This window comes from Bradyrhizobium yuanmingense, from assembly GCF_029167105.1.
Lineage (GTDB): Bacteria > Pseudomonadota > Alphaproteobacteria > Rhizobiales > Xanthobacteraceae > Bradyrhizobium > Bradyrhizobium yuanmingense_A.
This window is the reverse complement of sequence record NZ_JARFML010000003.1, coordinates 292,526-318,008: the sequence shown is the minus strand read 5'-3', so window position 1 is coordinate 318,008 and position 25,483 is coordinate 292,526. Positions and strand designations below refer to the sequence as shown.

Sequence of the window (25,483 nt, the reverse complement as noted above, 5' to 3'; positions counted from 1 at the left end):
ATGCCCTCCTCAACACTCGCTTAATCTTTCCCGCTCGATGCACAACTATAGTGAAGATCGATACATTTACACTGCTCTTTTTCTTCTATTTCAAGCAGTGCCCGGCTGCCCCTCCATCGTCGGTATCCAAGAAAATGACAATGCCTCCGCTTGAAACTTCAGGTCATATTGACAGCGGCGAAGACGCCCACGCTTTACTCGAATGGCTTTAACTTGTCGCCGTTGAGTTATAATGACCTAATGCGAGTGGTCTGTTGAGCCGTCGTGGAGGGCGATCACCTCATTGAACGGTCTGGTTTGTCCAAGCTTAGTCCTAACCAAACCCTTTGGTTAAATGGTACAATAGACGCAGCCAGCCAACCAGACGCAGCGATCTTCGGAGATGAGATGATCAAGTCAGCATGATCAGATATTTCGTCCTGGATTGGAGCAACGCCCGCCTTAGTCAGAACCTTAACCGTAGCAATGCTTTTCAGCCATTCAAAAACTTTCACTGGATCGCTGCCGGCTCGGACAAGATATTTCTTGTCGAACTCCATAATTCCTACAAAGCTTTCAACAGAGCTAAGAGTAGACGACATCCCAAGGAGAACCTTTTCTTCAAATCCCTCAACGTCGATCTTAAAAAGCAGTCGATCATTCGACAGCGTTCTGCTGTTGAACAAGCTGTCGATTGTGACAGACTCCACGTCAAGGTCTTTAAACGACTCTGCGCCTGCACCTTTGAACCCGGCGTCATCGTGAATTCGACCGATCGCGGACGATGTCCCAGACCACTTTTCGTCAACGTAGAATGTTTTGGTGCCCATACTGTCTGAAACCAACTTCGCGTGCAGCTTGACGGCGTCGGCATTGGCGTGACTAGCTATACTCCTATGCAAGAACGGGATCAGCGCAGGGTTTGCCTCAAATAGATGAACTTCTGAGCCACGCAAATATCGAGAGGAAAGCGCTATCTCTCCGTAGTTCGCCCCAACATCAAGAATAATCGTTGGAGAGAATTGCTGTACTGCTAATCTCCAGAACTTGGTGACCTGTCGTTGAGTGACACCAGCAGCCGCAGCAATAGCCTTCCCGCGGTTATCCTGTTTGTTGAAGTGAAGATCACCGACGCCCAAGAACTTGACATGCTCCTGAAGAGGAACAGTCTTGAACAAAATCGCATTTCTCGCGACTTTGGCTATCTTCTTCGCCGCTTCCAGCATAAAATATTCCTTTTCTAAAATTCGCCCTATTTAGCGAAACTCTACTCGCCCTGCAATGGTGCTTGCCGTCGATATCGGAAGCAAGGGAAGCCTCATTTTAAGGAAGACGCAGCGCTGCTTGATCTAGAAAAATCAGGTGCAAGAACGGCATTGCTCCGATCGTTAGGTCCAGCCTAGTCTTATTGGCCGAGAACCCACATCAAAACCTACCGCATTACGGTTTCCTAGTCGATTGCGTCCAAGATGAGGGAGACGGCCGGCAGAACCGTGGACGACTCTTCGGCCACAGGATAATCAGGCTGAATATGACGGCCAACAATGCGGGCTGGAGCAATTGTCCTCCCGAAGCGAGCCAAGCATAAAATCCGGCGATCTTCAGTTCTGCTGGCCCTCGGGATCTCCAAAGGCAAACTATCAAGAACAGGAAGCCCGCAGCGGCGCCCAGAATTCCGTATTCATAAAGCAATTTTGCCCAGGTCGGGCCGTGGATTTCCCATCGTCCCTCATACCAAATGCCGGAATACATGCTCAACGAAGGTGCAAGACTGCCGGAACCATTGCCAAGCCATGTTCTTTCGACAGAGCTCATTCCCGCTTCAACGACCGACTGCGGTGCGATGAAGCGCGCCCAAGCGCTTGAACCTTCTCGATTGAACTCATCCAACCGATGCAGGAAGTAACCGTCGAAAGCAAATGCATCGAGTGGAGGTATGATCGCGAGGCCGATGGCAAGAATGGCCGCTGCACGGAGAAGCGTCTTCAGCTTGGTCGGTATTAGCAATCCTGCCGCGACGACGAACATCCCGGTGCCCGAAAAACTCAGCAGGATGCCGACGCCGTAGATTGCGAGACGCAGCCACCTGCGAAAGTACAAAAATTCTATGAGAATGGCGAACCCGAGAAGATTCGACAACTCCGAAGGCTCTCTCAGAAAGAAGCCATTGGCCTTGAAGAAGCTGCCTGCGTCGGCACCCGTGTTCCAGCCGCCTTTATCCACGATGGCACGAGGAATGATCAGCGAAATATTGAAAACCCAGGAAAGCTTTACGACGAATTGGGACAAGAACTGCACCACAGCGATGACGGAGATGGCGATCATGCAGTTCAGGAAGAAACCGATAGCCTTTTCATAGAGTCCGTCCGTGTTGGCCGTTCGCGCAACCGCAAATACGAACGGGAAGTAGAGGACGATAAGATAATACATCGACGCCGAAGAAATGTTCGGCCCAGTCGCCGATAGCTTCGTCAGCAGTACGCTGTAGACGAAGATCAGGTAGGCTCCCAGCTTCGCCCAATCGAGCGTCAGATTTCTTTCGAGAAGCAGGGCCGGGAGTGCCGCATACATTGCGATCATGCTGATGCTGAGGGAAAAATCCTCCTTCAAGCCGATGCCAAAATAGGCAAGGAAAATAAAGGAAACGATGATGCCGAGCACAGCTCGTTTGCTGAGCATATGGAAGACTCGCGCGCCGGGATCACCGACGATGAACCTCGTCGGACCGAATTTGGGTGGGTTGTTGTGAATGTCTGAGGCCATTCGCGATAACCGCTAAACTTGCAGCGACCGAGGTTCGCTGCGCTGCATTCTGCCCGCCCGCCGCAGACTTTCGGGCGATTGCAAATCTGTCCCAAGCTCGTTCAGTTTCTCGATGAACCGCTTGCCGTTGCTGGGCCAGTCGAAAAGCCCTTTGGCGGCTTGGAAGGCCGCGACCTGCATTTTCTGGAGCCTGTCGGGATTGTTCACCGCTTCGACGATCGCCTTCAGCAGAGGCTCCGTTTCCGAATGGCCGACGACGTGAGGGGCAACCTCGTCGGGAAGCCCTTCGAGGGCATGCGTGTAACCGCCGACTGGCACGCGTTGAAAAATATAGTCCAGCATCTTCAGCTTGAAGCCGCCGCCGGTCCGGTCCACCACAAGACCCATCCGCGCATTGTCGAACTCGACGCTCGGGTTGTCCACGAAGCCGAGCAGCCGCGTCGCTTTCCACTGGCGCGCTCGAATCTCGTGAAAGTCCTCGGGGATCTTGCCTATGACGCGAAATTCGATTCCGTTCTGGAAAAAGAACTCGTCCGCGCTTTGGACGAACTCCAGCAGGTTCATCCGCTTGGCGAGCCATGTATAGGAGCCGATCGCGATCACCCGTTTCGGCACGGCGTCTGAAATCGTACGGGATTCGACGACCGCGCCGCGATATCCCGGGGCAATGACCAAGCTGTCCAGCCTGGGATTGATCTCTCTGAAACTGACAGCATCCTTCTCTGTGAGCGTGACCATGAGATCGCAGCGGGCGGCCAGCAACCGTTCGGCGTCTGCGGTACGCTTGGCATTCAGCTTGAGAAGGGCCTTCTTGACCGGATTGCCAGAATACGACTCGGCGATGTCCCGGGTAACATGCGTTTCGAAATCGTGTGCGATATGGACGACCGGCCCCCGGAAACCCGCCTTGTCGATCAGGGGAATTGCAAGAGCGAGCGCATAGTGATCGAGCACCACCACGTCCCAGGGCTCGCGCGTCAGAGCCTGAAAGATCGCATCCGTGTATTCCCGCACATCGTTCTTTGCACCCGACATGGGCAGACTGCTGTAAAGGAATTTCAAGCTCGAGTTCGCCCTGGCATGGACAGGCCGCCAGTCCACCGCGAAAGATGACGGCTCAAACTGCCCTTTGTCCTGATCGGTGAGGCCAATATAGGACAACGTCACGCCGGGCTGCTCGGCGACAGCGCAGACGAAACTGTAGCTGTAGACGCGGTCTCCCGCGTCTAGGGTCAAATCGACCGAACGGCCTAACCAAAGAACACGCAACTCGTTGTCTCCTATCTCTGCCGTTTAGGCGACGTCCGAGGCCGGGCGTTTCGAAGCCCGGTAGTCGTTGACGAGGCGACGCAGCCGGCTTTCATTGGTCGTCCCGACAAGGACGACATCGACGTCGGGACGGCTCGCAGCACGGATGAGCCGATCCCTCACGAATTCCGGTGACAGAGGCACGCTGTCGGCCGGGCGGGCACCACCGAATATCTCGCGTGCGATCACGAACAAACCGGCTGCCCGGCGCTTGCGCAACCGCTCCGGATCGACACCATCCAGGACGCCAAGTGTGACCTGGACTGCGTCGATCCTATCGTCGTCGAGCGCAGCCTCGAGGGCTTCGATGTCATCGCAGGCTGCACCGATCCTCTTGGCCGCGCCGCGCTGCTTGATCGCGTGAAGCGTAGAGATGGCGTCTTTCCGTCTCAGGACATCCGCCGATGGGCTGTGCAAAAGGAGGATGTTGGCCGAATCTGTCTGCAGCCGCTCGAGGCTCTCCCGGAATTTCCGTTCGATATAGTCGCTCGAAAAATCCTGCGGCAGTGTTCGCGCGCGAACCGTACGGACTGCCGATGCGCCGCCCGCTAGGCGCAGCAGAGCTTTGATCAGACCCTTCATCAGGAAGGCAGGCTTGAAGTACCACGGAAAATATTGGCCGACCTTGGTGCAAATGACGAGGTTGCCGCTGCTGCTTCGAAGGAATTTTCCGATATGACGTTCGCTGTCGCCTTGTGCGTAGATGTCGGCTGTGTCGTAAAACGTGATCCCGGCTTCCGCCGCCGTTTGAAGAAGCTTTTCGGGCGGCGTGCTATCCTGGGCCCCGATCGAGCCCAGCCGGCTGCAACCAAGCCCGATGCGGGCGATCTTGCTGATGGATGCATCTGTCTGCGCGGTTGATGTCATTATCGGTCCCTTCGCCTCTTCGCACAACTACCGCTTTTGCAGCTTATCGATGAGCTTGCCGAGCCGGTTTTCCGAGATGCGCTGCCGGTAGCCGGTCCTATAGTCGCGTTGCCCGCTGATCATGTCAGGCAGCGGGCCGATCTTCTCGAAGGTCGTCCGGGGCACAGTCGCAATGCCGCCGGCACCCGCGCGCTGCACCATCATGGTGAGCTCGTTGATGTGGATCAGAAAATCTGCCGGCATCGGCTGCTTTCGTCCATCGCGCATGGCCCGGTACATTTCTGCCAGCCCTAGGAGCTTGTCCTGCGCGTAGATTTCTCGGCGCCGCAGCCAACTGACAAACTTGTGCTTAAGCGATATGCCGACGCCTTTTTCCGCCTCGACCGCATGGGATTTCCAGCGCCGTACCAATTTGAGCTTTCTGCCGCCGATACCAAAAATCCGGCCGATGAGCGGTTGGTTACGCGCCGTATAGGCCTTGCGGGCAGCCAGACTGACGCGCGAATACCGTTCCAGATGAACCGGCGTCTGATCGTGGAAGATATTATCCGCGCCGAGCTCACCCGCATCACCGATGATGCGGAAACGGTGGTCGCGCGGCGCAACCCACGAGCAGGTGATGCGCGCGGCGATCCCGTTTTCAAAGTCGAGGCACACGACGGAGAGGTCCGGCGTGTCGGCGGGATTGAGCGGCGTATCCGTCTTGTGCGCGATCAGGTTCTTGGAATAGGCCGCCACCGCCCTTGCCGGACCGAACATCGCACAGATCCATACAAGGTGATAGGCTAGATGCTCCACCGTGCAGCCTTCCTGCAGCTCCTCCACATAGGGGAAGGGCGCGCCGGTCGGGCTTTCCATCTCTTCCAGGTGCATCAGATGGGCGGGATTGTCGTCTAACTCAGCATAGACGAGAACCGGCTTGCCGATTGCGCCGTCCAGAACGGCTTTCCACATTGTGGCGATGGAATCGCAGTAGAGATTGCAAGGGGCACCGGCAAGTACGATGCCGCGCCTCTCCGCCAGGGCAAAGAGTTCCTTGGTCGTATTGAGCTCGGTCGTCACCGGCTTTTCGGAGTAGACATGCTTGCCTGCTTCCAGAGCGCGTCTAGTGACGTCATAGTGGGAATTAATCGTCGTCAGGTTGACGACGATCTCCACACGCGGATCGGCGAGAAGTGCGTCATAGTCCGCATAGACATGAATGCCGTAATGTTTCGAAACGATCTCAGAGCGGCACCTGTCGATATCGAAGACGCCGCAGATTTCCATCTCCGGATAGGCCCAGCGTGTGCGCATATAGATGTCGAAGACATAGCCGCAACCGACGAAAGCAAGCTTCATATTCCGTCTACCTGTCTTCCTACGATGACTGCGCAAGACGACATCACGAGAGATTTTTCGCAAGAGTTCATGGGTATGCTGAACGCAGAGCTGGGTTGTTTACCTGGAGCCCGTCCAAACGATCATCTTCGATTTCATGGACTAGTACGCGTCGTCGGGCTCAAGCGGCCGGGAGAATGCGGACGCTTCGCTACCGAGCATCTGAATGCTCTGAGCCTTCCAGAATCTCAATTCGTCAAAAGCGAGTATCAACATCTTGCTCCTTATATACGTGCAAAGGTGCACCTCATATCGATCGCAAGTCCGAAGACTCCATGTCGCAAAGCCGGTCTTCGGCTTGGTTAGGCAATATTTCTTGAACACCCGCTTGCAATCCGCCCAATATCAAAACCGCTATTTTTGCGAGATCGAATAACGAAAACTCCGCTCCGTCGTCGTTCCAAGGATCGCATCTACACGGCCATATCCCGACAGATGAAATGCGTTGCACTTGCTTGAGTTGAAATAGCACACCGTTACATCGATCGCGCGAGGGCAGCTGTTTTTGACGCTCACGACGTGATCCATAAGCTTGGGATTCACCACACGCGATCTTGCTGCCGCCTCCACGTCCAGACAGGGGCGACCAAATGCATTTTTGATAATCGGTGCAGTGGTCTGCTCTGCTGCTCCCTGCAGCGTCAGGCTAGAGCTTGCCGTCGGAGAGGCGGACTGTGCCTGCCCCGCGACATTCACGGTGACAAGCAGGGTCCAAGTAGCTATGCCGGACCAAGATCGTGATCGGAAATGTTTCATCTCCAAGGCCTCTCGTCATAGGGAACGTCGGGAATTCTCAACTTGAGGCCATCCGCAGCAAGGCGTCTGTAGAGGTTTTCTCGCGACACCAAATTCGCCTGCACGAGAGCCGGCAGCAATTCTTCTCGATGTGCCCAGCCCACCCCTTTCAGGATCAAAGCCGCCTCGCTGCTGAAACCGGCATCGACGATTTGAGCGAACTCTGAGATAGCCACACGCCTGAGAGAGCCATCGAGAAACGGAAATAATCCAAGAGTAATCCGATTCCGGCGCAAAGCGAGCCAACCCTCACACGGACCTATCCGATACGATGCAGCAAGATACTTAATGTTGGCAGGATCAAATCCATTTCTAGTCAGCGCCACCGAATACAACAACATCCACAGAAAAGCGTCATTTGGATTCGTGGCAAGCGAAGTTTTCAGGTCAAGTTCGGTATCAGCGATCTGGCGGTCTCCATCATCCATTCCATCGGGACGCCCCATTGCTCTCTGCGCCAATTCCAAACGGATGAGAGCCTTCGCCCGTGAAATCGATGGCTCCGAAATCAAGCTCCTCGATGTTTCCTCGAGGTACGCCAGGCTTTCTCCTAGCGCGCCTTGCTTGAAGTGTTCAGCCGCCATAACTCGACCAATGATATCGCGGGCCGGCGAAGCTGAAACAAAAGCCGGCGAAGTGATCGCGGTCCACAAAAGGCCGACCAGACCGAACACAAGCAGGCAAACGCGCAGCGCGCTTCCCAGGCATCTTCTACGAAGATCGCTCACATCCCAGTCGCCATTTCAAGAAGCTCAAGAACCAATCTGCGGACGGCCCACTACTCCACGTATCCATAGCGCGCATAATACTTTTGATAGTAATAGCGTCCCTGATATGATTCATAGCGCGCAAGTGCCTTCGTATCCGCCTTGTTCAAGACTACGCCGAGCAGCTTATCCTGGATCTCGGGCGCGGTGCGCAGATTATGCCTAACGACGTCGATTTTGGTTTTGCCCCATTCCAGCACAAAGATGTAAGAGTCGACAAAGCTGGCCGTGACACGCACGTCCACAACCGGCGCCATCGGCGGCATGTCTATCACCACGTAGTCGAATCGGGTGCGCAGCAAGGCGACTAGCTCGCGCATCGCCTTCGAGGCCAATATCTCGTTGGTGTGCAACAATTTGGAGGTGGTCCCGGCCGGCAAGATCGAGAGCTGCGTCTCTGGATCGACCAACAGCGCATCCTCGAGCTTGACCTTCTGCGCGATGACGTCGACCAGGCCGACCTTCGCGTCCGGCACCAGCGCACGCGAGAGTGAGGGGTTGCGCAGATCACCATCAACCAGAATGACGCGCGCACCGCCATGCGCCGCGAGTTGAGCGAGATTGCTCGAGAGTGTGCTCTTGCCTTCGTTCGGCAAGGTCGAGGTCGTCGCCAGCACGCGATTTTCGCGCAGGATCTGATTGAGATCGGCAGCAACCTTCACCGAACGTACGGCTTCGGAAAAGCGCGATAGCGGATTGCCCACGACATAGCGGAGCAAATCAGGCTGCTGGCTGCTACTTCCAAATCCCCGACCACTCGGCATCTTCCAGCCGGACCGCGATTCGACAGGTAAAGTGCTCAGAGCCGGAAGAATCGCGACACAGCTGACTCCGAGAGTATCCTCGACTTGTTTGGTGGTACGAAACACTTTATCAGTCAGCTCCCGGGCCATCGCCACACCTGAGGCCAGCATCAAGCCTCCAAGCAGACCGACGGCCAGAACGAGGAGAGATTTCGGATAGCTCTTCACCAGCGGCATGGTCGCTACGCTAATCATGCGCGCCTCGGTGATCGGGAACGACTGCTGCTGGACGCTTTCCATGTAGCGCTGCAGAAAATTGTCGTACATCGCCTGGTAGCTCTGCGCATTGCTCTCAAGTTCGCGAAGCTGCACCTGAGCCTGATTGGTGAGCTGGGATTCCGAGACAACATTGGCGAGGCTCGACTTGATGCTTTCCTCACGGGTCACAGCAATATCGTAGTCGCTCTTGTAAGACTCCTGGATACGTCTCAGTTCATCCCGGATGTTCTTCTTGATCTCCGCCATCTGACTGCGCAGATTCACAGCCGCGAGATGATCCCGGCCATATTTGGCCGACCAGATCGATTCCTTCGAAGCCATATCGACATATTGCGCGCGCAGCTTGACGATGGTCTCATTCTTCAACGCATCGGCAACGTTGGCGTCAGGGACATCCTGCTTCTGGATATCATTCATGCGATCAAGCCGCGCCCTGGCCTCGGCGGTGGCTGCACGCGCCAGGATAAGCTGGCTGTTGATCTCGGCAAGTTGTTGCTCGTTCATTAGCCGCCCGCCGGTGTCGACGATATTGTTAGTGGTCTTGAAGTCCACCACCGCCTTTTGCGCGGCGGATGCCTGGGTACGCAGTTCCTTGATACGGTCCTGGAGCCAGACGCTGGCGCGGCGAGTCGACTGGTATTTAGCCTCGAGCTGATCGACGATGTAAGAGTCTACGATCGCGTTTGCGATCTTCGCCGCTTTCCCCGGATCCTTCGATGTGAAGGCAACCTCCATCACATAGGTGCCTTTGATGCGGGTGACGTCGCGGTTCTTTTCGAAGCGTCCCAGCGCATTGCGGACTTGCTCGTATTCAGACAGCGAATGCCGCTCGGAGAACAGGCTGCCCGCAAAGCTGAGAACCGAGCCAAGCAGGCCGGCGTCCGAACCGGTAAATTCAGGATCGTCGACGAGATGCAAATCACGGATCACAGTGAGGCTGATGTTCTCAGATTTCAGGATCTCGACTTGAGTCTCGACTGCTGCAGCATCTACGGCAACGTCACCAAGCATCGACTGCTGCTGAAACAACTGCACCTTGCGGGTGTCGATCACCATCGAGGCCTCGGAAGTGAATTGAGGCGCGGCGGTGAAGAGATAGAGCAGTGCGAGGATCACGCAGGCCGAGACGATCGCGACCATGGTCGGGAACTGACGGCGAACGATCTCGAGGTAGGAGGTCAGCGTCTGAGACGCAGAGCCGTCAGCCTCGGCGAAATCATGGTTGATCTCCGACGACGGCTTGTTCACCTGCAACATCTAGCAATTCCTGAAAATGGATCGATGCGTTCTTGAGGATTGGAAAATCTACTATCTGCCGCAGCTGCATTCGTAGCAAACCCGCGCCACACGAGAGACTAGCACACTCTCGTCTTCAATTGAACGCGCCTGATGTGCCGCGCAGTGTCCCCCGCGTGACATTTCATGTGAAGCTTAACGGTCCAAAAGCAAAGCGGCGCCCGCTGGCGCCGCTGCCGTCTCCTAGAATGCAGCCTAAGGGCCGGCCTCAATCAGAACGGGCTGACGCTGTTGGCGGCGGTGCCGACACCGACGCCGAAGGTGCCGGGCGGGATGTTGGCGGTCGTGTTGTTGCCGAACACGACGATGCCGCTGCTGCCGCCGCCGGTGGGGAAGCCGTTACCTGTCGGCCCGCCTCCGCCGCTGCCGCCACCGCCCGCACCGCCGGCCGCGGCGATCGCGACGTCGCCGATCGCGGCCTGGTAGGCGGCAATCAAGTCGGGATTGCCGGTACCGGCGATCGCCGTTTGGATCTCATTGGCGTAGGCCTGATCCTGTTGCGCGGCCATCCGAGCGACCAGGGCGAGGCCAGCGACGATCGCGTTCATCTGGTCCTTGGTGGTCGCGGGATCCTTCAGGAGAGCGATAAGGCCGGGCAGCGTGGTCGGATCAGAGGCGCCGAGGTCGCGCACGCGCGAGATCAGTTGCGGGCCGCCGGTCGGATATTGCTGCAGCAGGCTGTTGGGGGACGCCTTGAACTCGGAAATTACGGTGGCCGGCAGCTGGCGCTGCGGCGGGTAAATGGCGGCGTTGGCGGCCGATATGATCGTCGCGGCGAGCGCCGCGGCGGCAGCCATGCGAAGCGCATTTCTGATAACGCTCATAAAACAACCTCCAAAAAATCAGCTGCCCCGATCTGCTTCCTCGGCCCGGGCAAAATGGCTGTGCAGTGCAAGAACCTAGCGAAAGAAAGAAGGACTGTCCATTTATACTAAAAACTTCGTAAACGGCGCAACTGCTTCAAATCTAGACAGTTTTGTGAAGCTCGGGCCGAGCGCGCGGAGCTGGAGGCGCGGTTGCGAAGCGGCCCTCGCCTCGCGGTGCGGTGGCGCCGGCCCCCGCGCTCGCGCGGCTCTCCCGGCTGGAGAAGGACTGGGCCAGGCCCGCGCCGAAAAGCGCAAAGAACGGAATGCTGTAGCCGGGCATCTGCAGCGTGAAGTCGAGGCACGAATGCAGCAGCGACAGCGTTGCGGTCGCCGCCGCCGCCAGCGGGATTATGGCATCGCGCCGCCGTCTGAACACGCCCCTCGCCAGCACGAGCAGCATGGCGGCCCAGCCGAGCGCCACCAGTAGCGCCATGGGAATGCCCACCTCGGAGGCAAGCTCCAGCGGCGTCGAATGCGCGGCATCCCAGACGCCGCGAATCGAGATGTTGGGGCTGCGGTACGGCGGGAAGGCCCATTGGAAGGTGCCCATGCCGGTGCCGAACCAGGGGTTGTCGGCGATGATCCGCAGCGTGGATTTCCAGGCTTCGATGCGGCCCTCGTCGACCAGGCCCTGGCTGTCGAAGCGGCTGGAGACGCGGCCGCCGAGCAGCTGCAACAGGCCGAGCGCGACGGCGAGCCCTGCGCCGAGCGAGATCCAGATGCCGGTGCGCGGCGGCAGGTCCTTGCGCAGGAACAGCGTGAAGGCGACGATCATTGCCAGCAGCGACAGGCCGACGCCGGCGCGCGATCCCGTCATGAACATCGCCATCAGGCAGATCAACAGGCATGCAAGCTGCGGCAAGATCTCTCTTGGCGGGATCGCGCGCAGATCGAGCGATACACGTCGCCATTCGATATGCCGCTCCGGCAGGCGGCGGCGGACGTCCTCCAGGATCAGCAGCATCCAGATCACGGCGCAGGAGCCGAAATAGGCCGCCGCCGTGTTGCGGTTGATGAAGGTGCCGGTGACGCTGCCGAGATACGCCGTCTTGTCCCGCCACAGGATCATGGTGGGCTCGATCAGGAACGAGGCCACGCCATAGAGCGCGTAGGCCGCGCCGGAGATCGCGATGACCCAGAGCAGGCGACGCGCGCGCGTCCGGTCGGCGCCGACGGTGATGCCGAGGACGATGGCGAGGATGTTGGCGAACGGCGCGCCGAGCGCGAACAACGCCTCGTTCTTCACAATGGAAGCGGATGGTGCGATCGGCACGCCGAGCAGATCCGAGGCCTGCTTCCAGATCGGCTGGAATGGCGCGACCCACGGATGGTCGGAGAGCTGCTCGTGCAGCACGAAGGCGTAAGCGGCAACGATCACGCCGATACCGGCGAGCAGCCAGAGATGCGGCGATCGCAGATCGCGCGTCGGCGCGAAGATCACCGCGACGCCGAGACACAGGCACCAGAACGCGATCGACAGATCATTGGTCGAGCCGAACGGAAACGGCGCACTGGCGGCCACGAAGAACAGGATGAAGGTCGCGGGCAAGCTCCATGACCAGCGAATTTTGGGAAGCCAAAGGCGCATCGTCGTTCTTGCGAGCTGTGCTCTGGGCTTAGAGGAAGCAATCGATGGGATAGATCTTCAGATCCACGTTGAGGCGGCTGTTCCGGCTCTGCGCGCGGAACGCGTAGAATAGTCCAAAGCTATCACTCCCCTGATCGAGTTTTATTCCGGGGGTTAATTCGTCGGGCGGGACCAGGACGCCGATGTGCCGGTTGATGGCGGAAATCTCGATCCGCCCCTCGCCTTGCGCAAAATGCCCGCCGAGTTGGGTCACCGTGACCTTCGGCAGGCCGCGGCGCTGATGGCAGATCTCCTCCTCCCAGAGCTTGGTCTGATGCACCAGCGGCTTGCCCGGCCCGTCGGGCACGACGATGTCGGGGAAGGACGGGCGCAGCATCCCGAAGAACTTGCTCTCCTTGGAGTTCGCCGAGAGGCGGACGGTGAAGGACAGCTCGCCCTTGGCGCCCTTGAGGCGCGACAGCACGGGAGCATCGGGCTCGGCGGACACCATCACGTCGATGCGGTGGCGGACGCCCAGCTCCGCGGCAGCGCCGAGCACCGGCCCGACCGGTGCAAGGACGGAGGCAACAAGACTCAGAGCCAGAAGACGGCGAAACGTTCGAAAGCGCATGAAGCCCCTTGCAAGACCGCGGGGTGACCGATGACCGGCACGCCGAGTGGCGCCTTGATCCAGATCCCGGGCTCGTCGGCGCAGCAGAACCACTTCGATTGCTAAACGAAAATGGCACCGGGACAAAGCCCCGGTGCCATCGTTTTTGGCCGGTCAAGTCGGCGACTTACGGCGCCAGCTTGATGTTGTTGCGGAAGATCAGGGCGTCGTTGGCGAGATTGATGCTATCGCTGCCGGTCGCCATGATCACCCGCAGGTAGTTCAGGAACTTGGCAACTTCGACGTTGCGCGAGTTCGAGACGTAGATGATGTCGCCGTTCTTCATCATGACCTTGGTGGCAAGGAAGAAGCCGCCGGGATCGCGGAAGTTCACGTTGAAGATGACTGGGATCGTCTCCGAGGTGTACCTGCTCACGTCGATGCCAAGCTGGGCCGCAACCTCGCGCGGCTCGCGGCGATAGAGATAGACGGCCGCCGGATCGGCCTGGCCATCCAGGAGGCCGCCAGCCTTGCCGACCGCTTCGCCGAGATTGATGCGCCAGGCATCGAAGTTGAACTCGCCGCTCTGGCCGCTGGCGCCGAATGCCAGGAACTTCTGCTGCTCGCGATAGACGTAGATGCTGTCGTCGGGGCGCACATAGACGTTGTTCTCGGGCGCCATCACGAGATTTTCGAATGGCACGGTGGCCCGTCGTCCGCCACGCTCCAGCATGACCCAAGTTTCGAAGCCCTGGCCCTTGATGCCGCCGGCGCGGGTGATCGCATCGAGCACGCGATCCTTCGCACCAGCCGCGCTCGCGGGATAACGCGCCGGCGAGTTGACTTCGCCGAGCACGCTGATCAGCTGGGTGCGCTGCGAGGACATCGCCACGACCGCCTGCGGCTCGATGGCGCGGTTGCCGATCCTCTCGACGATCGCGCGCTGGATTTGGACCGCCGTCAGGCCCGCGGCCTTGATCTGACCCGCATAGGGCACGGTGATGAAGCCGTCATTGTCGACCGACTGATCCGGGATCGTCACATAGTTACCCGGGCGGACACCGGCTTCCGCCGGGATGAACAGACCGCCCGCCGCGGCTTCGAAGATGGTGACGCTGACGACGTCGCCTATGCCGAACACGATGCTCGCGGGCGGACGGCGGTCGGTGAAGACGCCGGCGAGGCCCTTGGGCTCGTGCGTGTGCAGGATCTTCACAGTCGCCGGATTGAGCGGCACCAGCTCATAGGCCGGCGCATTTTCGGTCTGGATCTTGTTGTTGACGTCGTCGGTGAGCGGTCCCGACCCCGGATTGGTCGAGCAGGCCCCGAGCGCTAAAGCGGCCAGCAGAAAAGCTGGCTTCAACACATAGGTCTTGGCAATAGATGACATGAATCGCGCCCGTGGGTCCCCAAGTGACGTAAATTGGTACGGCCTAGGGGGTGGTGCGACAAGGGTTCCCGGTGGTTAACGGGGCGATCCGTCGGCCAGTGTTGCGTGTGGGCCACTGTTTGGAGCCTAGTTTAACCCTTTGTGACTATTTGTTGTATTTCGTGTGCCGGGTTCGAGGGCAAAGCGCCCGACTCAAGGGCTCGATGTGGCGGAGGCAAGGCTTCTTGGCTTCGCCACCGTCTGCTAAGGCTGGGCCGTTAAGAGCAGGAAACCCCGTGTCTGGCCTCCTTCTGATCCCGCTGTTGGCGGGCTCCCTCTTTGGCGCCGCCGATCGCCCCGCCGTCGCCTGCCCTGGCAACGCCGGGGCGCGGTGTCGCGGCGTGGCCGCTGTTGAGGTGGCCGGCCCTGCGTCCACTTCCGTGTGGAAATTCACCCGAACCCAAGGGACCAAGGACGGCGAAAGCTTCGCGGCCATCACGAAGACCGCCGACACCACCCAGTCGGATCCGGACTTCGCCGGCCTGATCGTCCGCTGCGCCCCGAAGGGGAAGGTCGACGTGCTAGTGGCGCTGATCCGGCCCTTCCCGCCCCGGAGCCGGCCTAAGGTGACCATTGCCGCGAGCGGCGGCGGCACCTTGACCTTTGAGGCCAGCATGGCGGCCGCGGGCGCCGCCGTGCTGTTGCCCGACGAGGTCTCGGCCTTTGCCGCCGGGAAGTGGCAGACGACGGCCTCGCTGGCCGTGGTGGTCCGGGAAGGCGACAGCGAGATCAAGGGTATGGTGGCGCTCAACGGGCTGCGGGAGGCCTATCATGCGCTGCTGGCAAATTGCGGCCAATAGGCCAAATTTAGCCATACAACTTAAGGGTCTTTTTAGGCGGGAAACTTAGGGTCCGGAGCACGGAGAGTGTTTCGGATGACCGCCTTTTTGATTTTCAGCTTTCTCACGGGTGCCGTGCTGGGCCAACGCTTTCGCGTGTTCGTGCTCCTGCCGGTCACAATTGCGCTGGTGCTCACCATGCTGCCGGTCAGCATGATGACGAGCCTTGGCTTCCTTGGAGGCATGAAGGCCGCGGCATTTGCCGCCATCGCCCTCCAGGGCGGTTACCTCTTCGGTTCGGGGGCGCGCTTTGCCCTTGCGGCCGCACGCGCGACCCGCGTCTTCGGTCGACCGGTCAAGGCCACCCGCTGATCGTGACGCAGGCCTCTGTTTGAAAACGCACGGCTCGCTTGTATGGTGACCTGACCGTTTCAGGATTCCTTGTCGAGCGCCGTTTGTCCCTCGCCTATTTCGCCCTCATCGTTTCCATCGTTTCCGCTACCGCTCTCGAAATCGCCGGCGCCACGTTGGGGGCGCAGCTCGGGACGATGGCCGCAGCGTTAGGCCTGCTGGCCGCCGCCTTGAGCGCGCGAAAGGCCGACTACGAGCACTATCTCCGTGCGACCTCCTGGGGCCGCTGGATTTTGGTCGCCATTCCGCTGTGCATCGCGGCCCAGCTTGCTTCGCTTCCGCTGCGCGTTGCGCATCCGATCTGGGCCAGCGCCCACGAGGTGATCGGTGGCCTCTCGTTCGGGCCGATCACGGCCGATATCGGCTTGACGGTGAATGCATTGGTGCTGGCACTGGCAGCGATCGCGCTGCTCGGCGTAACGATTGTCGTCGTTCGCGATCGTGGCCGCGCCGAGTTGGTGCTGTTTGTCCTGGCTGGCGTCACCGCCGTCTCGGCCTTAACCCTGGATCTGCATCGGCTCGCGCCGGCAGTGGCAGGAGCCACCGCGACGTCCGAGCTGGCAACAACTCTGGCCGGTTTCGGTCTGATCCTGAACCTGGCGGTCATGCAACTTGCCGCAGAGCGAGCCGAAACCCGTCATTCGCTACCTCGCTCGATCGTGCTTGGTCTATTGGGGCTTGCGGGGGCCTTGATCAGCGCAGCTGCGGTCTTTGGTTTTTCCGGCACCAACAATGCGGTCGCAGCAAGCTTTGGCGTCGTGCTGATCCTGCTGATCCTCGTGATCCGCAGACTGGATCTGTCGCCATTGGCCGCGAGCGCGTTGTCGGTGGCAGCCCTGGCCGGCGCGGCGATCGTGCTGACCTTCCTGTTCGAGAAGAGCTCCGGACCGATACTCCTGCGGCTCGTCCCGGAGATGGGGGCCGAGACGAAGGCCGCGCTTGAGCGGATGCTGGCCGACACCCGCTGGTTCGGCGCCGGCGCCGGGACTTTTGCTGCGGTGGGCAGGATCTATCAGAGCGATGCCGGCGCCGTCCTGACCGCGCCCTCGGCGGCCACATCCTTGTTCTCGGGGATGGGCTGGGTCGGCTTGGTCGCCATGATTGCGGTGAGCCTGCTCGCTTTAGTGCGCCTGTTCGTCGGCGCCCTGCAGCGCGGACGCGACTCGTTCTTTCCGGCGGCGGCCGCGGCTTGTGTGCTGTTTGCGCTCGTTCAGAGCTTTGCGGGTCCCGGATTGCTGCACCCGGCAGCAATCCTCTGTCTTTCGGTGATCGTCGGCCTCGGACTGTCGCAGAGCGTCAGCCAATCCGGATCACGATAGCGCGCAGTTGATCAGACCGCGCGGTCACCGAGCGAGGCCCAGTAGTTCGGGTTCTTGGGCGACTGGATGCGGACCCAGCGATAGGGTTTCTTCGACCACGGCATGATGTGGCCGGAGAGATTGTCCAGCACGAGATCACCCGAGAAGGTGCGTACCACGACCACGAGATGATGCTCGCCCCAGCTGGTGACGACCTCGCTCAGCAGCACCGAGCGCGCTGGAAAGCCCTTGGCGATGAGATCGTGGCGCTTTGTCACGGCATAGTCGTTGCAGTCGCCGCTCGTCGGATGCAGCAGCCATTTCTCGCCGCGCAGCCCTTCCAGGTTGGGCTCGGGACGGATCGCGGTGTTGACCCGCTGGTTGACCTCCTGCATCTGCGCCATGCGCTCGGCCGTGAGCTTCAGGCGGCCGCCGCGGAAGACGATCTGCTGCGGACGTGGTTTGCACTCGTCCTTGTACTTCAGGCAGAAGATGGTGAACGCCATCGGCGCCAACGTCGGCTGGTCGAACTTGATGTAGTGGATGGCGCCGCGCAGCCCCAGGGGCGCGCCGACGAAGGCGGCTTCCGCTTTCTGCTGCACCCCCGCAGCAACCGCGATTGCGGCCACGGCCGCCAGGAACTTTACCACTTTGCGCATGTCGCGCTCCCCGTTCTTGTTGGGGAGACGCTACGCGAGACCTCTTGAAATACGGCTCAAAGGCCAAGCGAGGCTTTAATCAAAATACGGGCTCATCGGTCGGAAACAATTAAGAATACCGATGTGTGACTTGTTCTGCTAAGAGCGGTCACGACGTTCCGCTCGTGACGCTGGAAGCGATTCGACCGACCTGATGGGCCTTTCCTCCCGCTTTCGAAAGAAGACCAAGCCTCGGCTTCCCGACGGCGTCCGCGTCTATGCGATCGGCGACGTGCACGGCCGTGCCGATTTGCTTCAGTCGCTGTTAACCGTGATCGACGTCGATCTCGCCCGCTCGGCTCCCCAACGCGCCATTCAGGTCTTTCTCGGCGACTATGTCGATCGCGGCCCGGACTCGCGCGCCGTTCTTGATCTCCTGATCGCGCGCTCGAAATCGCACGAGACGGTCTGCCTGAAGGGCAACCACGAGGTCTTCCTGCTCGAGGTCCTCAAGGACCCCGCCCGCCTGCAGGAGTGGCGCCACTATGGCGGCCTGCTGACGCTGGTCTCCTATGGTGTCACGCCGACCATGAACCCTTCCGCGGAGCAGCAGGTCGAATTGATCGAGGGACTGAGACGTGCGCTCCCGCCGGAGCACCTCGCCTTCCTCCAGCAATTGCCCTCGTCCTTTACCTGCGGCGACTTCTTCTTCGTCCATGCCGGCGTCAAACCGGGCGTCCCGCTCGATCGCCAGAAGGATGAGGACCTGCTCTGGATCCGCGAGGAATTCCTCGCCTCCGAGGAGCGCTTCGGCAAATATATCGTGCACGGCCATACGCCGGTCAGCGCGCCCGATATCCGCCCCAACCGCATCAACATCGACACCGGCGCCTACGCGACCGGCAACTTGACGCTATTGACGATCCAAGGCGATAGTCTTCTCGCCATTTGAAAGCTTAGGCCGCAACTTCGGTGATCACGCTTCGCGCCATTGGTATCTTGACCGCGATCGCGCTGGCGCTCCACGCCGGCATGACGTTCTATGGCGATCTCGTACGGCCGAACTTTCGCGCCAGCGACTTGTTCTCGGGCGAGATTCCGCCTGACAAGGCCAAGCTCGCGGCCGCGGGCAGCCTGGCATCCGTTTCGTGGGATGGCGACCTCCTGGCGAATTACGCGGCGGCGATGGCCGCCGACGTTCTGCACCGTCCGTCGACCGAGGCAGGCGGAAGGGCCAGCGAGAACAAGACGGCCCAAGCCGCCGTCGTGGCAGCCTTGAAAGTCTCACCGATCAGGCCGGCGCTCTGGCTCACGCTCGGCACGCTACAGGCCCAGGCCGGCGAGGCGGTCACGCCTGCGGTGAAGATGTCGTACCTCACCGGGTCGGTGCCGATCGACGTTGCCTTCTCACGCGTCCGCACCGTGACCTCGAGCGCCGCTGCAACCGACGAGGAGATCAAGCTGCTGGCGCAATCCGACATCCGCTCGGCGCTGGCGAGCCGCTCGCGTTACGAGCCGCTGCTGATCGCGGCCTATGTGCAGGCAAATCCGCAAGGCAAGTCGCTGCTGCTGGAGTCAACGAAGGTCACCGATCCCAAGTTCAACGAGATCCTGCGCCGGTATTAGCTCAGCGCACGGATTTCGGGTTGACCGGCACGAAGTCCTGATCGCGGCGCGGCTGGTCGGATCGCCCCTGATAGACGAACATGCCCTTCTTGGTCGCGACGATGTCGCCTTGCTGCAGGCTGTCGTCGCGGAGGAGACGTTCGGTCGCGACGATATCCGGATCTTCCGGAACGGGCTTGTAGAACTCCGGATGCTCGCGCCGCGCGCGCGCAACCTCCTTGGCACGGCGCCGCGCATCCTCGATGCGCTGCCGCCATTCGTCGCGCGAGGCTTCCGGCTCGCTTGGCGGCAGATAGTCGTTGATGGACGGCTCCGGCTGGGTCTGAGCTCGGCATGAGAGCGGGCAGGCATAGAGAGCCAATCCGACAGCGGCTGCCACAGCCGCCTGAACCGGCGTCCGCGCCGGTCTCCGGCGGTCTGACAGGGACTTGCAGCGGACGAGTCGCACTCCGATGACTCCGATGACTCCGATGGGGCCGAGCGGCAGCCGCAATTTCAGCTGATGCGGCTGCCAATTGCAACATTTTCGGAACGCGGCGGCCCTCCTTTCAAAAAGACGAAAAACAACCCCATGCACAGTAGCCGGCACCAACCGAATCAATGGGTTACGAATTTCCCGAAATCCGCCTTGATCCGTCGGGCAAAACAGGGCTAGTATGCCATGATCCGGAGAGAGACCGACCGATGATCGACCATCTGCGATCAGCATCGGATGAGCACAGCAAGGACAATGGCGTCGTTCTAAGGCCTCGTTAGGCCATCGCTGCTAGACTTCGGCATCAGTCGATGGAGTTGCCGAGAATGCGTGCAAGCCTGGTATCGTTGTTGCGTGTTGCCGTTGCGGCGTATGCCATGTCCGCCCTCACGGCTCACGCCAGCCCCCTGTGCATCAAGGAGCGCACGCCCTTCGCCTTGTCGCAGGATACGGTGAAATGGACGATGTCGATCGCGCCTGGCGCAGACTGCATCCAGGGACTGCGTTGGTCATACATGCAGATCTTCAACGTATCCGTCGTGAGCGGGCCATCACGGGGACAGCTGGCGGTGGTCGGGTCCGGCTTTCGCTATTCTGCAGAAAGCGAAGCGCGAGGCGCCGATAAGTTCACGCTGCTGATTTCGGGCAAGAACCGTCATGATCCCGGGACGTCGACCCTGGAGGTCGAGGTCAATCCGCAATAGGCAGGCCCACGACGCGAACGGTATCCACTTCGCCCGAAAACGCCCTAATAGCGGCGGCTCGAGCCGCTGCCCCGCGTTGTGTTTCCGTGATAGGGCCGGGCCCGTCCGTAAGTCGTCACAGGAGGCTCGATCCGGCTCGGAATATTCCGCGTCGCGTTGGGGCGCGCGGGCTGCGACGGATTGACGATGATCACGTTGCGATTGGGCGTCGACGGATCGCTGACGCCCTGGGCCCAGGCGCCGCCGGGCACGACAAGGGCGAGTGTGATCAAGACTATTCGTTTCATATGCGGCATCTCCCGAGCAAGAACGTCAGGGAGGTGAACACCGTTCCTTCACAGTTGCGTTGCCTTCACCGAGGCACGGCAACCAGCTTGCCGTTCCGCCAGACGCCTTGGGCCGCCCGTCCGGCCGGAAGGCTTCCCGACACATTCCGGACGGCGGTCGGCCGCGAGGCGGCCTGTGTGGTCTGTTTCTTCTTGTCGGGTGTCGTCACGATGCTGGAGCTGGTGGTGTTGGCCTGATCCTTGGTTCCTTGCGCAGACGCAGACTGAACCAGAAGGGCCGAAAACATGATTGCCGTCAAAACGCCGCGCATGGTCAAACACCGGAAAGATAAGCTGGACGAAATGTCACACGTTTCTGCTCAAAAGCAAGCTCTTCGAGACGATCACCCGGGAGCTGTGCGGATCGGAACATCAAAGCGATCTACCGCCGCAGAGGCAAGCCGGGGTGAAAAAGCCTAGCGAAACAGCACCATCCGGGCTAGTTGATCGGTCTTGATGACCGAGACCGGCGACACCGCAGCCAACGCCTCGCAGGCGCAAGAGATCAAGGCCGGACTCGTCCGCCTGTTATCGGAGCGGATTCGCGAAGTCTCCGGCGACCCCAGGCAGATGCGGGATGTCGTCTACGAGCTGGCTCGCGTCAAGCTTCTGGAACAATTCACCCACGCCGACGCGCGGGAAGCGCGAGAGCTTCAGCAAGTCCTCGAACGCGCCATTCGGGAGGTCGAACGCGCCTTTGAGCGAAGCGAGAAGTCTTCACCCCCCGGGGATGCCTCGGTCCCCGTGGCGAATTCTCCACCGGTGAACGTCCCCGTCCCCCCGCCCATTCCGACGCTCGCTGCCTCGGCGTCATCAGCCATTCCGATGGCTGCCGAGACGCCGCGGCGTCCTGCCGCACCGCCGGGATCGCCGGACCAACCCAAACGGAGCGGCGCTTTCAAGTCTCTCATTCGATTGACCGCGATTCTCCTGCTCGTTGCGGGCGCCGGCACCGCGGTCGTGTATTGGCCGCGGCTGAAGGCACAACTGACGGCATCATCGCAGGTGGCGCAGCCTGAACGTACAGCCAAGAGCCCGGAGCCTCAGCCGACCGCAATTCCGACTCCCTCGGCCAGCGAGACCGCTGAACGAATCCCGGAGAGCGCAAAGGAGCCGGCGCCGGCGGCGCACCCCTCGATGCCTTTGCCGACGACGTTCGGCGTCTACGCCTTGAGCGAGGGCCAGCTCCATGAGCTGAAGCCGGTGCCCGGAAAAATTCCGGACCGGCGGGTCGCGATCTCGGCCGCCATCAACACGCCGAGCGCGACCACGTTGATGAACGGCGACGTCAAATTCATCGTGTTCAGGCCCGACGGGGGTATCGACGCCAGCGGGACCGAAGTTCGGGTGATCGCAAAAGTCTCGCGAGCGATGGGCATCGATGCCACCGGAAAGGCGGCCATGGTCAGCGCCGGCGATTCCTGGGTCATCCGCAGCATGTCCTACCCCTACAAGGTAGGTCCGATTGACGACCAGTCGAGAATGCTGTTGCTGCAACCGGAGCAAGACGGCTTCACGCTCGCGCCCGGCCGCTACGTCGTGGTGGTCAGGGGCATCGGCTATGACTTCACCATCGCTGGGACGATCACCGATCCCAACCAATGCGTCGAGCGCATCAATGCGGCGAACGGCGCGTTCCACTCGCCCTGCCCGCCGCCCCGGCGCTAACACAGCCTTTGTCTTCTATTTGGCCGGCTTGTTGTCCTTGGGCGCGGCGGCCGGCATGTCGTCGACCTTGCCGTTGTTGGCCACGCATTTTTGGAAGTATTCGCGCTGATCCTTGCCCGTTCCCTTGGCGCTCCCGGCCGCTGGGTTGCCGATCTGCCTGGGCGGGAAGGCCTTGGCCACTGCGGCATCGCATGCCCGCGCCACTTCGGCAGTGATGGCCGAGGCCGTCGCCGGCACGGCCAATGTCAAAGCACCTGTCAATCCAACCAACGTCCGCAAATTTTTGACTGGCACCTCTTACGCTCCTTCAATCCATCAATGATTTTCGTAATCATATCAAAAAGGATCGAAGCACCAAACGGCAAACCGGTGAAGTGTCGTGCGATCTGCCGTACGTGCCGGTAGGGCTACCGCGGCGCCTCCTGACGGCGACTATGTTCACGCCTCGTCCTTCGAGACGGCGCTTGCGCGCCTCCTCAGGATGAGGCCATTTGGCGTCGGTGCTCGTTGAAATTGCTGCTGCCGCGCATTCCCTCCTCATCCTGAGGAGCACGCTGAAAGCGGGCGTCTCGAAGGATGGCCGCAGACGCGTGACTAGCTGTTCAGCTGCGGCGGCTTGAAATCGGGAAAGCGCGTGAGCATTGCCGTCTTGACGAACTTCAAGTGGGCAATGCTGCTCGCCAATTCCTTGAGCCGGCGCTGGCCGTTCGAGATGTCGGCCGCGAAGAGATCCTGATGATAATTATCGAGCGCCTCCCGCTCGAGATACTCATCGGTGCCGTTTCCGAAGGTGACGGAGGCACGCGCAAGCGCATCGTCGACCCGCCGGTTGAGTCCGGCCTGCTCCCTCTCCGCCTCCTGCAAGGCCGTTTCGAGCGCGGCCAGAACGGCACCGATCCGCACGCGGTCGGTCTCCGCATCACGCTCGGCCGAGCGGGCCTTGAAGGTTTTGTCCTCGCGGCGGGAGCCGAGAAGATTGTGTGCGCGCGCTCTCAGGAACAGCTGAAACATCCGGGCCATCCCACATACGAGATCCAGACGGGTACCATCGGTCAGACGTAGTTAACAAATCCTGAATCCGGCGCCCGTCCGGTCTGGCTTTGTGCAATCCATGCCCGCCAAGCTCGCTCGTGCTTGGAATAGAGCTCGTGCCAGCGGACCTCGCCGTCGCCAGCGGCTCCTTTTCGCGCACGGACCTCGGATATGAATTGCCCTGTCTCGTTCGATTCGAGATCCAGCGCTTCGAACTCCGCCGTCTCTTTCGGAGACAGGCCAATCAGCACGCGATGCCCCTGGGCGTCGACGAAATACCTGCGCGGCGCGTTGTGCTTTTGATCGGTCATTTGATCAGTCATTCGCAGAGCCCTCGTTCATGATCCAAGGCCCCGAACGATCCTTCAGTCGCCGCTCAAAGCTACGAACAAACGCGATCAAAATGAGGACGCAAGTCACGCCCAGCAACGCAATCAAATACGCCATTCACGCCCACCTATGCGAGCCGCGAAAAATACAGGCGGCCAAACTCTCGCCATGAATTGTTACGTTCTAGGTTGCCTTTCCGAAGCTCTCAAGCGCCGCAGCGCGTTAACCTAACTGCGCATGGTTATCCGACCCACGGCAGGATCGGCGTGCACTCTCATCGCGGCCAGGCTGTGCCACTACGATGGGTGCTCGCTCTGCTTGGCCCCCATCGCTGCCGGCGTGTAGGGCGCATAGAGACGATATCGCGCCGATCGCCTGCGCGAGCGCCACGCCCGTACGCCAAAGCCGCAGCAAAAACCAGCTGCAAAGATCGAAATCAAAACCAGAATTGCAAGCATTTGGAATGTTCCCAATGATCGGAACGCTCCTCCCGGCACATTTCAACGTGATGTTCTGAGAACTTCAAGATCATCGGCGCTGAAAGTTTTGTCAGAGGAAGATGAAGTTTGTGCAACGCGGTGCTTGAAGTTTGGTCGTTGCACGAACCGCGAGCCCCAGAGGATGACGAAATCTCTCATCGTTCGAGGGCGATATCCAGCGGGCGATGTTAACCCGTGTTCACGGCGGCAGCAGCCTTCGAACGAAGTAGCTGGATGCGTTGTCGTCGGGCACAGCCGCGATCTGCACGAGAGGCCGATATGTTTCTCGAACGTTTCTGGCGGCCATCGCAGACAACAATTCTGACGAAACATCCGTGCTTCTACGGAGCGCCATGCACCAACTTCATCGCGGTAAGGTTGAGAGGTTAGCTTAACCCGCGTTGTTTGTTGCGAACTTTCGGCGATTGTTTATCCATCTCGCACCGGGCTCCCCCAAGCTCGGCCCCACCCAAGCAAAGCCGTCGAGCGAACATGGGTCCGCTTGGCGGCTTTGTCGTTGTGTCGACGAGAGGATCATTTCGGTTATGGCGCGCAGGCCCTGGTCGTTCAAGGAAGATCGCCGGCTCATCGAGCTGGCCAAGTCTTCAACCTCGCTGGAGCAGGCAGCGAAAGTTCTCGGGCGCTCGCCCGATGCGATCAGGCGCATGGCGTTGCGGCTTGGTCTTTCGCTGAAGTCGAAGGCGGCCAAGAAAAGCTGATTGCGCGAGCGCGGCACAGCATCGCCGAAGCGAACCGGAACAAAATCAACCTTGGGATGTTGGTCCGGCTCTCACAGCGAGGTCTGGCAGTGCTCCACTTTGCCATTTCCGCAGTCTTGGTCTGGCTGGCGCTCAACATCGCCTTCGTGGTGCTCCGGCTGCAGGCCACCCGCGATGGCGCGGCGCCCCGCATCGACAGGGCCAGCCGCCCTTATCCGGGAGGCATTCCGGTCCGCCATCGCCTCGGACAGTAAGGTCGATCGAGCGGGTTGCCTGCTCCGGCCCGCCCAGCCGCCCCAACCTAATTATGCGTCCTCTTCTGGGACCCCATGCCGGGGCTGGTTCCGTA

28 protein-coding genes are annotated in these 25,483 nt (G+C 60.2%); 9 read left to right on the top strand and 19 right to left on the bottom strand.

What is annotated here, in order from left to right; translation table 11 throughout:
• Positions 1-275 precede the first annotated feature (275 nt).
• From P0R31_RS06220 to P0R31_RS06165, 12 genes are all read right to left on the bottom strand, one after another.
• The gene (locus tag P0R31_RS06220; protein ID WP_275513276.1) at positions 276-1,205 is read right to left on the bottom strand and encodes an FkbM family methyltransferase; all 930 of its coding nucleotides are present in this window, start codon (positions 1,203-1,205) and stop codon (positions 276-278) included.
• A 214-nt stretch (positions 1,206-1,419) separates the two neighbouring features.
• Positions 1,420-2,742: a hypothetical protein gene (locus tag P0R31_RS06215; protein ID WP_275513275.1), complete on the bottom strand. Its 1,323-nt coding sequence runs from the start codon at positions 2,740-2,742 to the stop codon at positions 1,420-1,422.
• A gap of 12 nt (positions 2,743-2,754) precedes the next feature.
• Positions 2,755-4,011 carry a glycosyltransferase gene (locus tag P0R31_RS06210; protein WP_275513274.1) on the bottom strand — a complete coding sequence of 419 codons (1,257 nt, stop codon included), beginning with the start codon at positions 4,009-4,011 and terminating at the stop codon, positions 2,755-2,757.
• A gap of 24 nt (positions 4,012-4,035) precedes the next feature.
• Positions 4,036-4,917 carry an aldo/keto reductase gene (locus P0R31_RS06205; RefSeq protein WP_275513273.1) on the bottom strand — a complete coding sequence of 294 codons (882 nt, stop codon included), beginning with the start codon at positions 4,915-4,917 and terminating at the stop codon, positions 4,036-4,038.
• Positions 4,918-4,944: 27 nt separating this feature from the next.
• Positions 4,945-6,258 (bottom strand): Gfo/Idh/MocA family protein, encoded by a 1,314-nt coding sequence (locus P0R31_RS06200; RefSeq protein ID WP_275513272.1) that lies wholly within the window; start codon positions 6,256-6,258, stop codon positions 4,945-4,947.
• Positions 6,259-6,651: 393 nt separating this feature from the next.
• Entirely contained in the window at positions 6,652-7,053 is a 402-nt protein-coding gene (locus P0R31_RS06195) for a hypothetical protein (protein ID WP_275513271.1), read from the bottom strand.
• On the bottom strand, positions 7,050-7,820 hold the full coding sequence (locus P0R31_RS06190; protein WP_275513270.1) for a hypothetical protein: 771 nt from the start codon (positions 7,818-7,820) through the stop codon (positions 7,050-7,052). Before P0R31_RS06190 ends, P0R31_RS06195 begins: the two co-directional genes overlap by 4 nt.
• 50 nt (positions 7,821-7,870) lie before the next feature.
• The gene (locus tag P0R31_RS06185; protein WP_275513269.1) at positions 7,871-10,138 is read right to left on the bottom strand and encodes a polysaccharide biosynthesis tyrosine autokinase; all 2,268 of its coding nucleotides are present in this window, start codon (positions 10,136-10,138) and stop codon (positions 7,871-7,873) included.
• A gap of 251 nt (positions 10,139-10,389) precedes the next feature.
• The gene (locus P0R31_RS06180) at positions 10,390-11,001 is read right to left on the bottom strand and encodes a hypothetical protein (RefSeq protein WP_275513268.1); all 612 of its coding nucleotides are present in this window, start codon (positions 10,999-11,001) and stop codon (positions 10,390-10,392) included.
• Positions 11,002-11,143: 142 nt separating this feature from the next.
• Entirely contained in the window at positions 11,144-12,592 is a 1,449-nt protein-coding gene (locus tag P0R31_RS06175; protein ID WP_275513267.1) for an O-antigen ligase family protein, read from the bottom strand.
• A 67-nt stretch (positions 12,593-12,659) separates the two neighbouring features.
• Positions 12,660-13,241, bottom strand: coding sequence for a hypothetical protein (locus P0R31_RS06170; RefSeq protein WP_275513266.1), 582 nt, complete (start codon positions 13,239-13,241; stop codon positions 12,660-12,662).
• Positions 13,242-13,407: 166 nt separating this feature from the next.
• On the bottom strand, positions 13,408-14,610 hold the full coding sequence (locus P0R31_RS06165; RefSeq protein ID WP_157285492.1) for a polysaccharide biosynthesis/export family protein: 1,203 nt from the start codon (positions 14,608-14,610) through the stop codon (positions 13,408-13,410).
• Positions 14,611-14,885: 275 nt separating this feature from the next.
• Between P0R31_RS06165 and P0R31_RS06160 the strand changes: the two genes are divergently transcribed.
• The 3 genes from P0R31_RS06160 to P0R31_RS06150 all read left to right on the top strand — a co-directional run bounded on the left by P0R31_RS06160 (position 14,886) and on the right by P0R31_RS06150 (position 17,158).
• A complete protein-coding gene (locus P0R31_RS06160; protein ID WP_275513265.1) occupies positions 14,886-15,449 on the top strand; it encodes a hypothetical protein in 564 nt (187 codons plus the stop codon).
• A 75-nt stretch (positions 15,450-15,524) separates the two neighbouring features.
• Positions 15,525-15,800 carry a hypothetical protein gene (locus P0R31_RS06155; RefSeq protein ID WP_275513264.1) on the top strand — a complete coding sequence of 92 codons (276 nt, stop codon included), beginning with the start codon at positions 15,525-15,527 and terminating at the stop codon, positions 15,798-15,800.
• An 83-nt stretch (positions 15,801-15,883) separates the two neighbouring features.
• A complete protein-coding gene (locus P0R31_RS06150; protein ID WP_275513263.1) occupies positions 15,884-17,158 on the top strand; it encodes a hypothetical protein in 1,275 nt (424 codons plus the stop codon).
• Between the two features lie 11 nt (positions 17,159-17,169).
• On the opposite strand, the gene P0R31_RS06145 is transcribed toward P0R31_RS06150, so the two are convergent.
• Complete coding sequence (locus P0R31_RS06145; protein WP_275513262.1) at positions 17,170-17,796, bottom strand: transglutaminase-like cysteine peptidase; 627 nt, start codon at positions 17,794-17,796, stop codon at positions 17,170-17,172.
• 193 nt (positions 17,797-17,989) lie between these two features.
• Here P0R31_RS06145 and P0R31_RS06140 point away from each other — a divergent pair, with 193 nt between their 5' ends.
• Together P0R31_RS06140 and P0R31_RS06135 are read left to right on the top strand one after the other, a co-directional pair.
• A complete protein-coding gene (locus P0R31_RS06140) occupies positions 17,990-18,727 on the top strand; it encodes a metallophosphoesterase family protein (RefSeq protein ID WP_275513261.1) in 738 nt (245 codons plus the stop codon).
• Positions 18,728-18,747: 20 nt separating this feature from the next.
• Complete coding sequence (locus P0R31_RS06135) at positions 18,748-19,401, top strand: hypothetical protein (protein WP_275513260.1); 654 nt, start codon at positions 18,748-18,750, stop codon at positions 19,399-19,401.
• A gap of 1 nt (position 19,402) precedes the next feature.
• Here P0R31_RS06135 and P0R31_RS06130 read toward each other — a convergent pair whose 3' ends face one another.
• A complete protein-coding gene (locus P0R31_RS06130) occupies positions 19,403-20,110 on the bottom strand; it encodes a hypothetical protein (protein ID WP_275513259.1) in 708 nt (235 codons plus the stop codon).
• A 92-nt stretch (positions 20,111-20,202) separates the two neighbouring features.
• Here P0R31_RS06130 and P0R31_RS06125 point away from each other — a divergent pair, with 92 nt between their 5' ends.
• Positions 20,203-20,580 (top strand): hypothetical protein, encoded by a 378-nt coding sequence (locus tag P0R31_RS06125; RefSeq protein ID WP_275513258.1) that lies wholly within the window; start codon positions 20,203-20,205, stop codon positions 20,578-20,580.
• 44 nt (positions 20,581-20,624) lie between these two features.
• On the opposite strand, the gene P0R31_RS06120 is transcribed toward P0R31_RS06125, so the two are convergent.
• Both P0R31_RS06120 and P0R31_RS06115 read right to left on the bottom strand, forming a co-directional pair.
• A complete protein-coding gene (locus P0R31_RS06120) occupies positions 20,625-20,867 on the bottom strand; it encodes a hypothetical protein (RefSeq protein ID WP_275513257.1) in 243 nt (80 codons plus the stop codon).
• A gap of 65 nt (positions 20,868-20,932) precedes the next feature.
• On the bottom strand, positions 20,933-21,154 hold the full coding sequence (locus P0R31_RS06115) for a hypothetical protein (RefSeq protein WP_275513256.1): 222 nt from the start codon (positions 21,152-21,154) through the stop codon (positions 20,933-20,935).
• 208 nt (positions 21,155-21,362) lie between these two features.
• Here P0R31_RS06115 and P0R31_RS06110 point away from each other — a divergent pair, with 208 nt between their 5' ends.
• Positions 21,363-22,574, top strand: a complete 1,212-nt coding sequence (locus tag P0R31_RS06110) for a hypothetical protein (RefSeq protein ID WP_275513255.1) — start codon at positions 21,363-21,365, stop codon at positions 22,572-22,574.
• A 15-nt stretch (positions 22,575-22,589) separates the two neighbouring features.
• Here the strand turns inward: P0R31_RS06110 and P0R31_RS06105 are convergent, their stop codons facing one another.
• The 3 genes from P0R31_RS06105 to P0R31_RS06095 form a co-directional block, all read right to left on the bottom strand.
• Positions 22,590-22,811: a hypothetical protein gene (locus P0R31_RS06105; protein WP_275513342.1), complete on the bottom strand. Its 222-nt coding sequence runs from the start codon at positions 22,809-22,811 to the stop codon at positions 22,590-22,592.
• Between the two features lie 357 nt (positions 22,812-23,168).
• Positions 23,169-23,585, bottom strand: coding sequence for a hypothetical protein (locus P0R31_RS06100; RefSeq protein WP_275513254.1), 417 nt, complete (start codon positions 23,583-23,585; stop codon positions 23,169-23,171).
• A gap of 41 nt (positions 23,586-23,626) precedes the next feature.
• A complete protein-coding gene (locus tag P0R31_RS06095) occupies positions 23,627-23,929 on the bottom strand; it encodes a hypothetical protein (protein WP_275513253.1) in 303 nt (100 codons plus the stop codon).
• A gap of 911 nt (positions 23,930-24,840) precedes the next feature.
• Between P0R31_RS06095 and P0R31_RS06090 the strand changes: the two genes are divergently transcribed.
• Positions 24,841-25,134, top strand: a complete 294-nt coding sequence (locus P0R31_RS06090; RefSeq protein WP_275513345.1) for a hypothetical protein — start codon at positions 24,841-24,843, stop codon at positions 25,132-25,134.
• Positions 25,135-25,223: 89 nt separating this feature from the next.
• Positions 25,224-25,388 (top strand): hypothetical protein, encoded by a 165-nt coding sequence (locus P0R31_RS06085; RefSeq protein ID WP_275513252.1) that lies wholly within the window; start codon positions 25,224-25,226, stop codon positions 25,386-25,388.
• Positions 25,389-25,483: the final 95 nt, after the last annotated feature.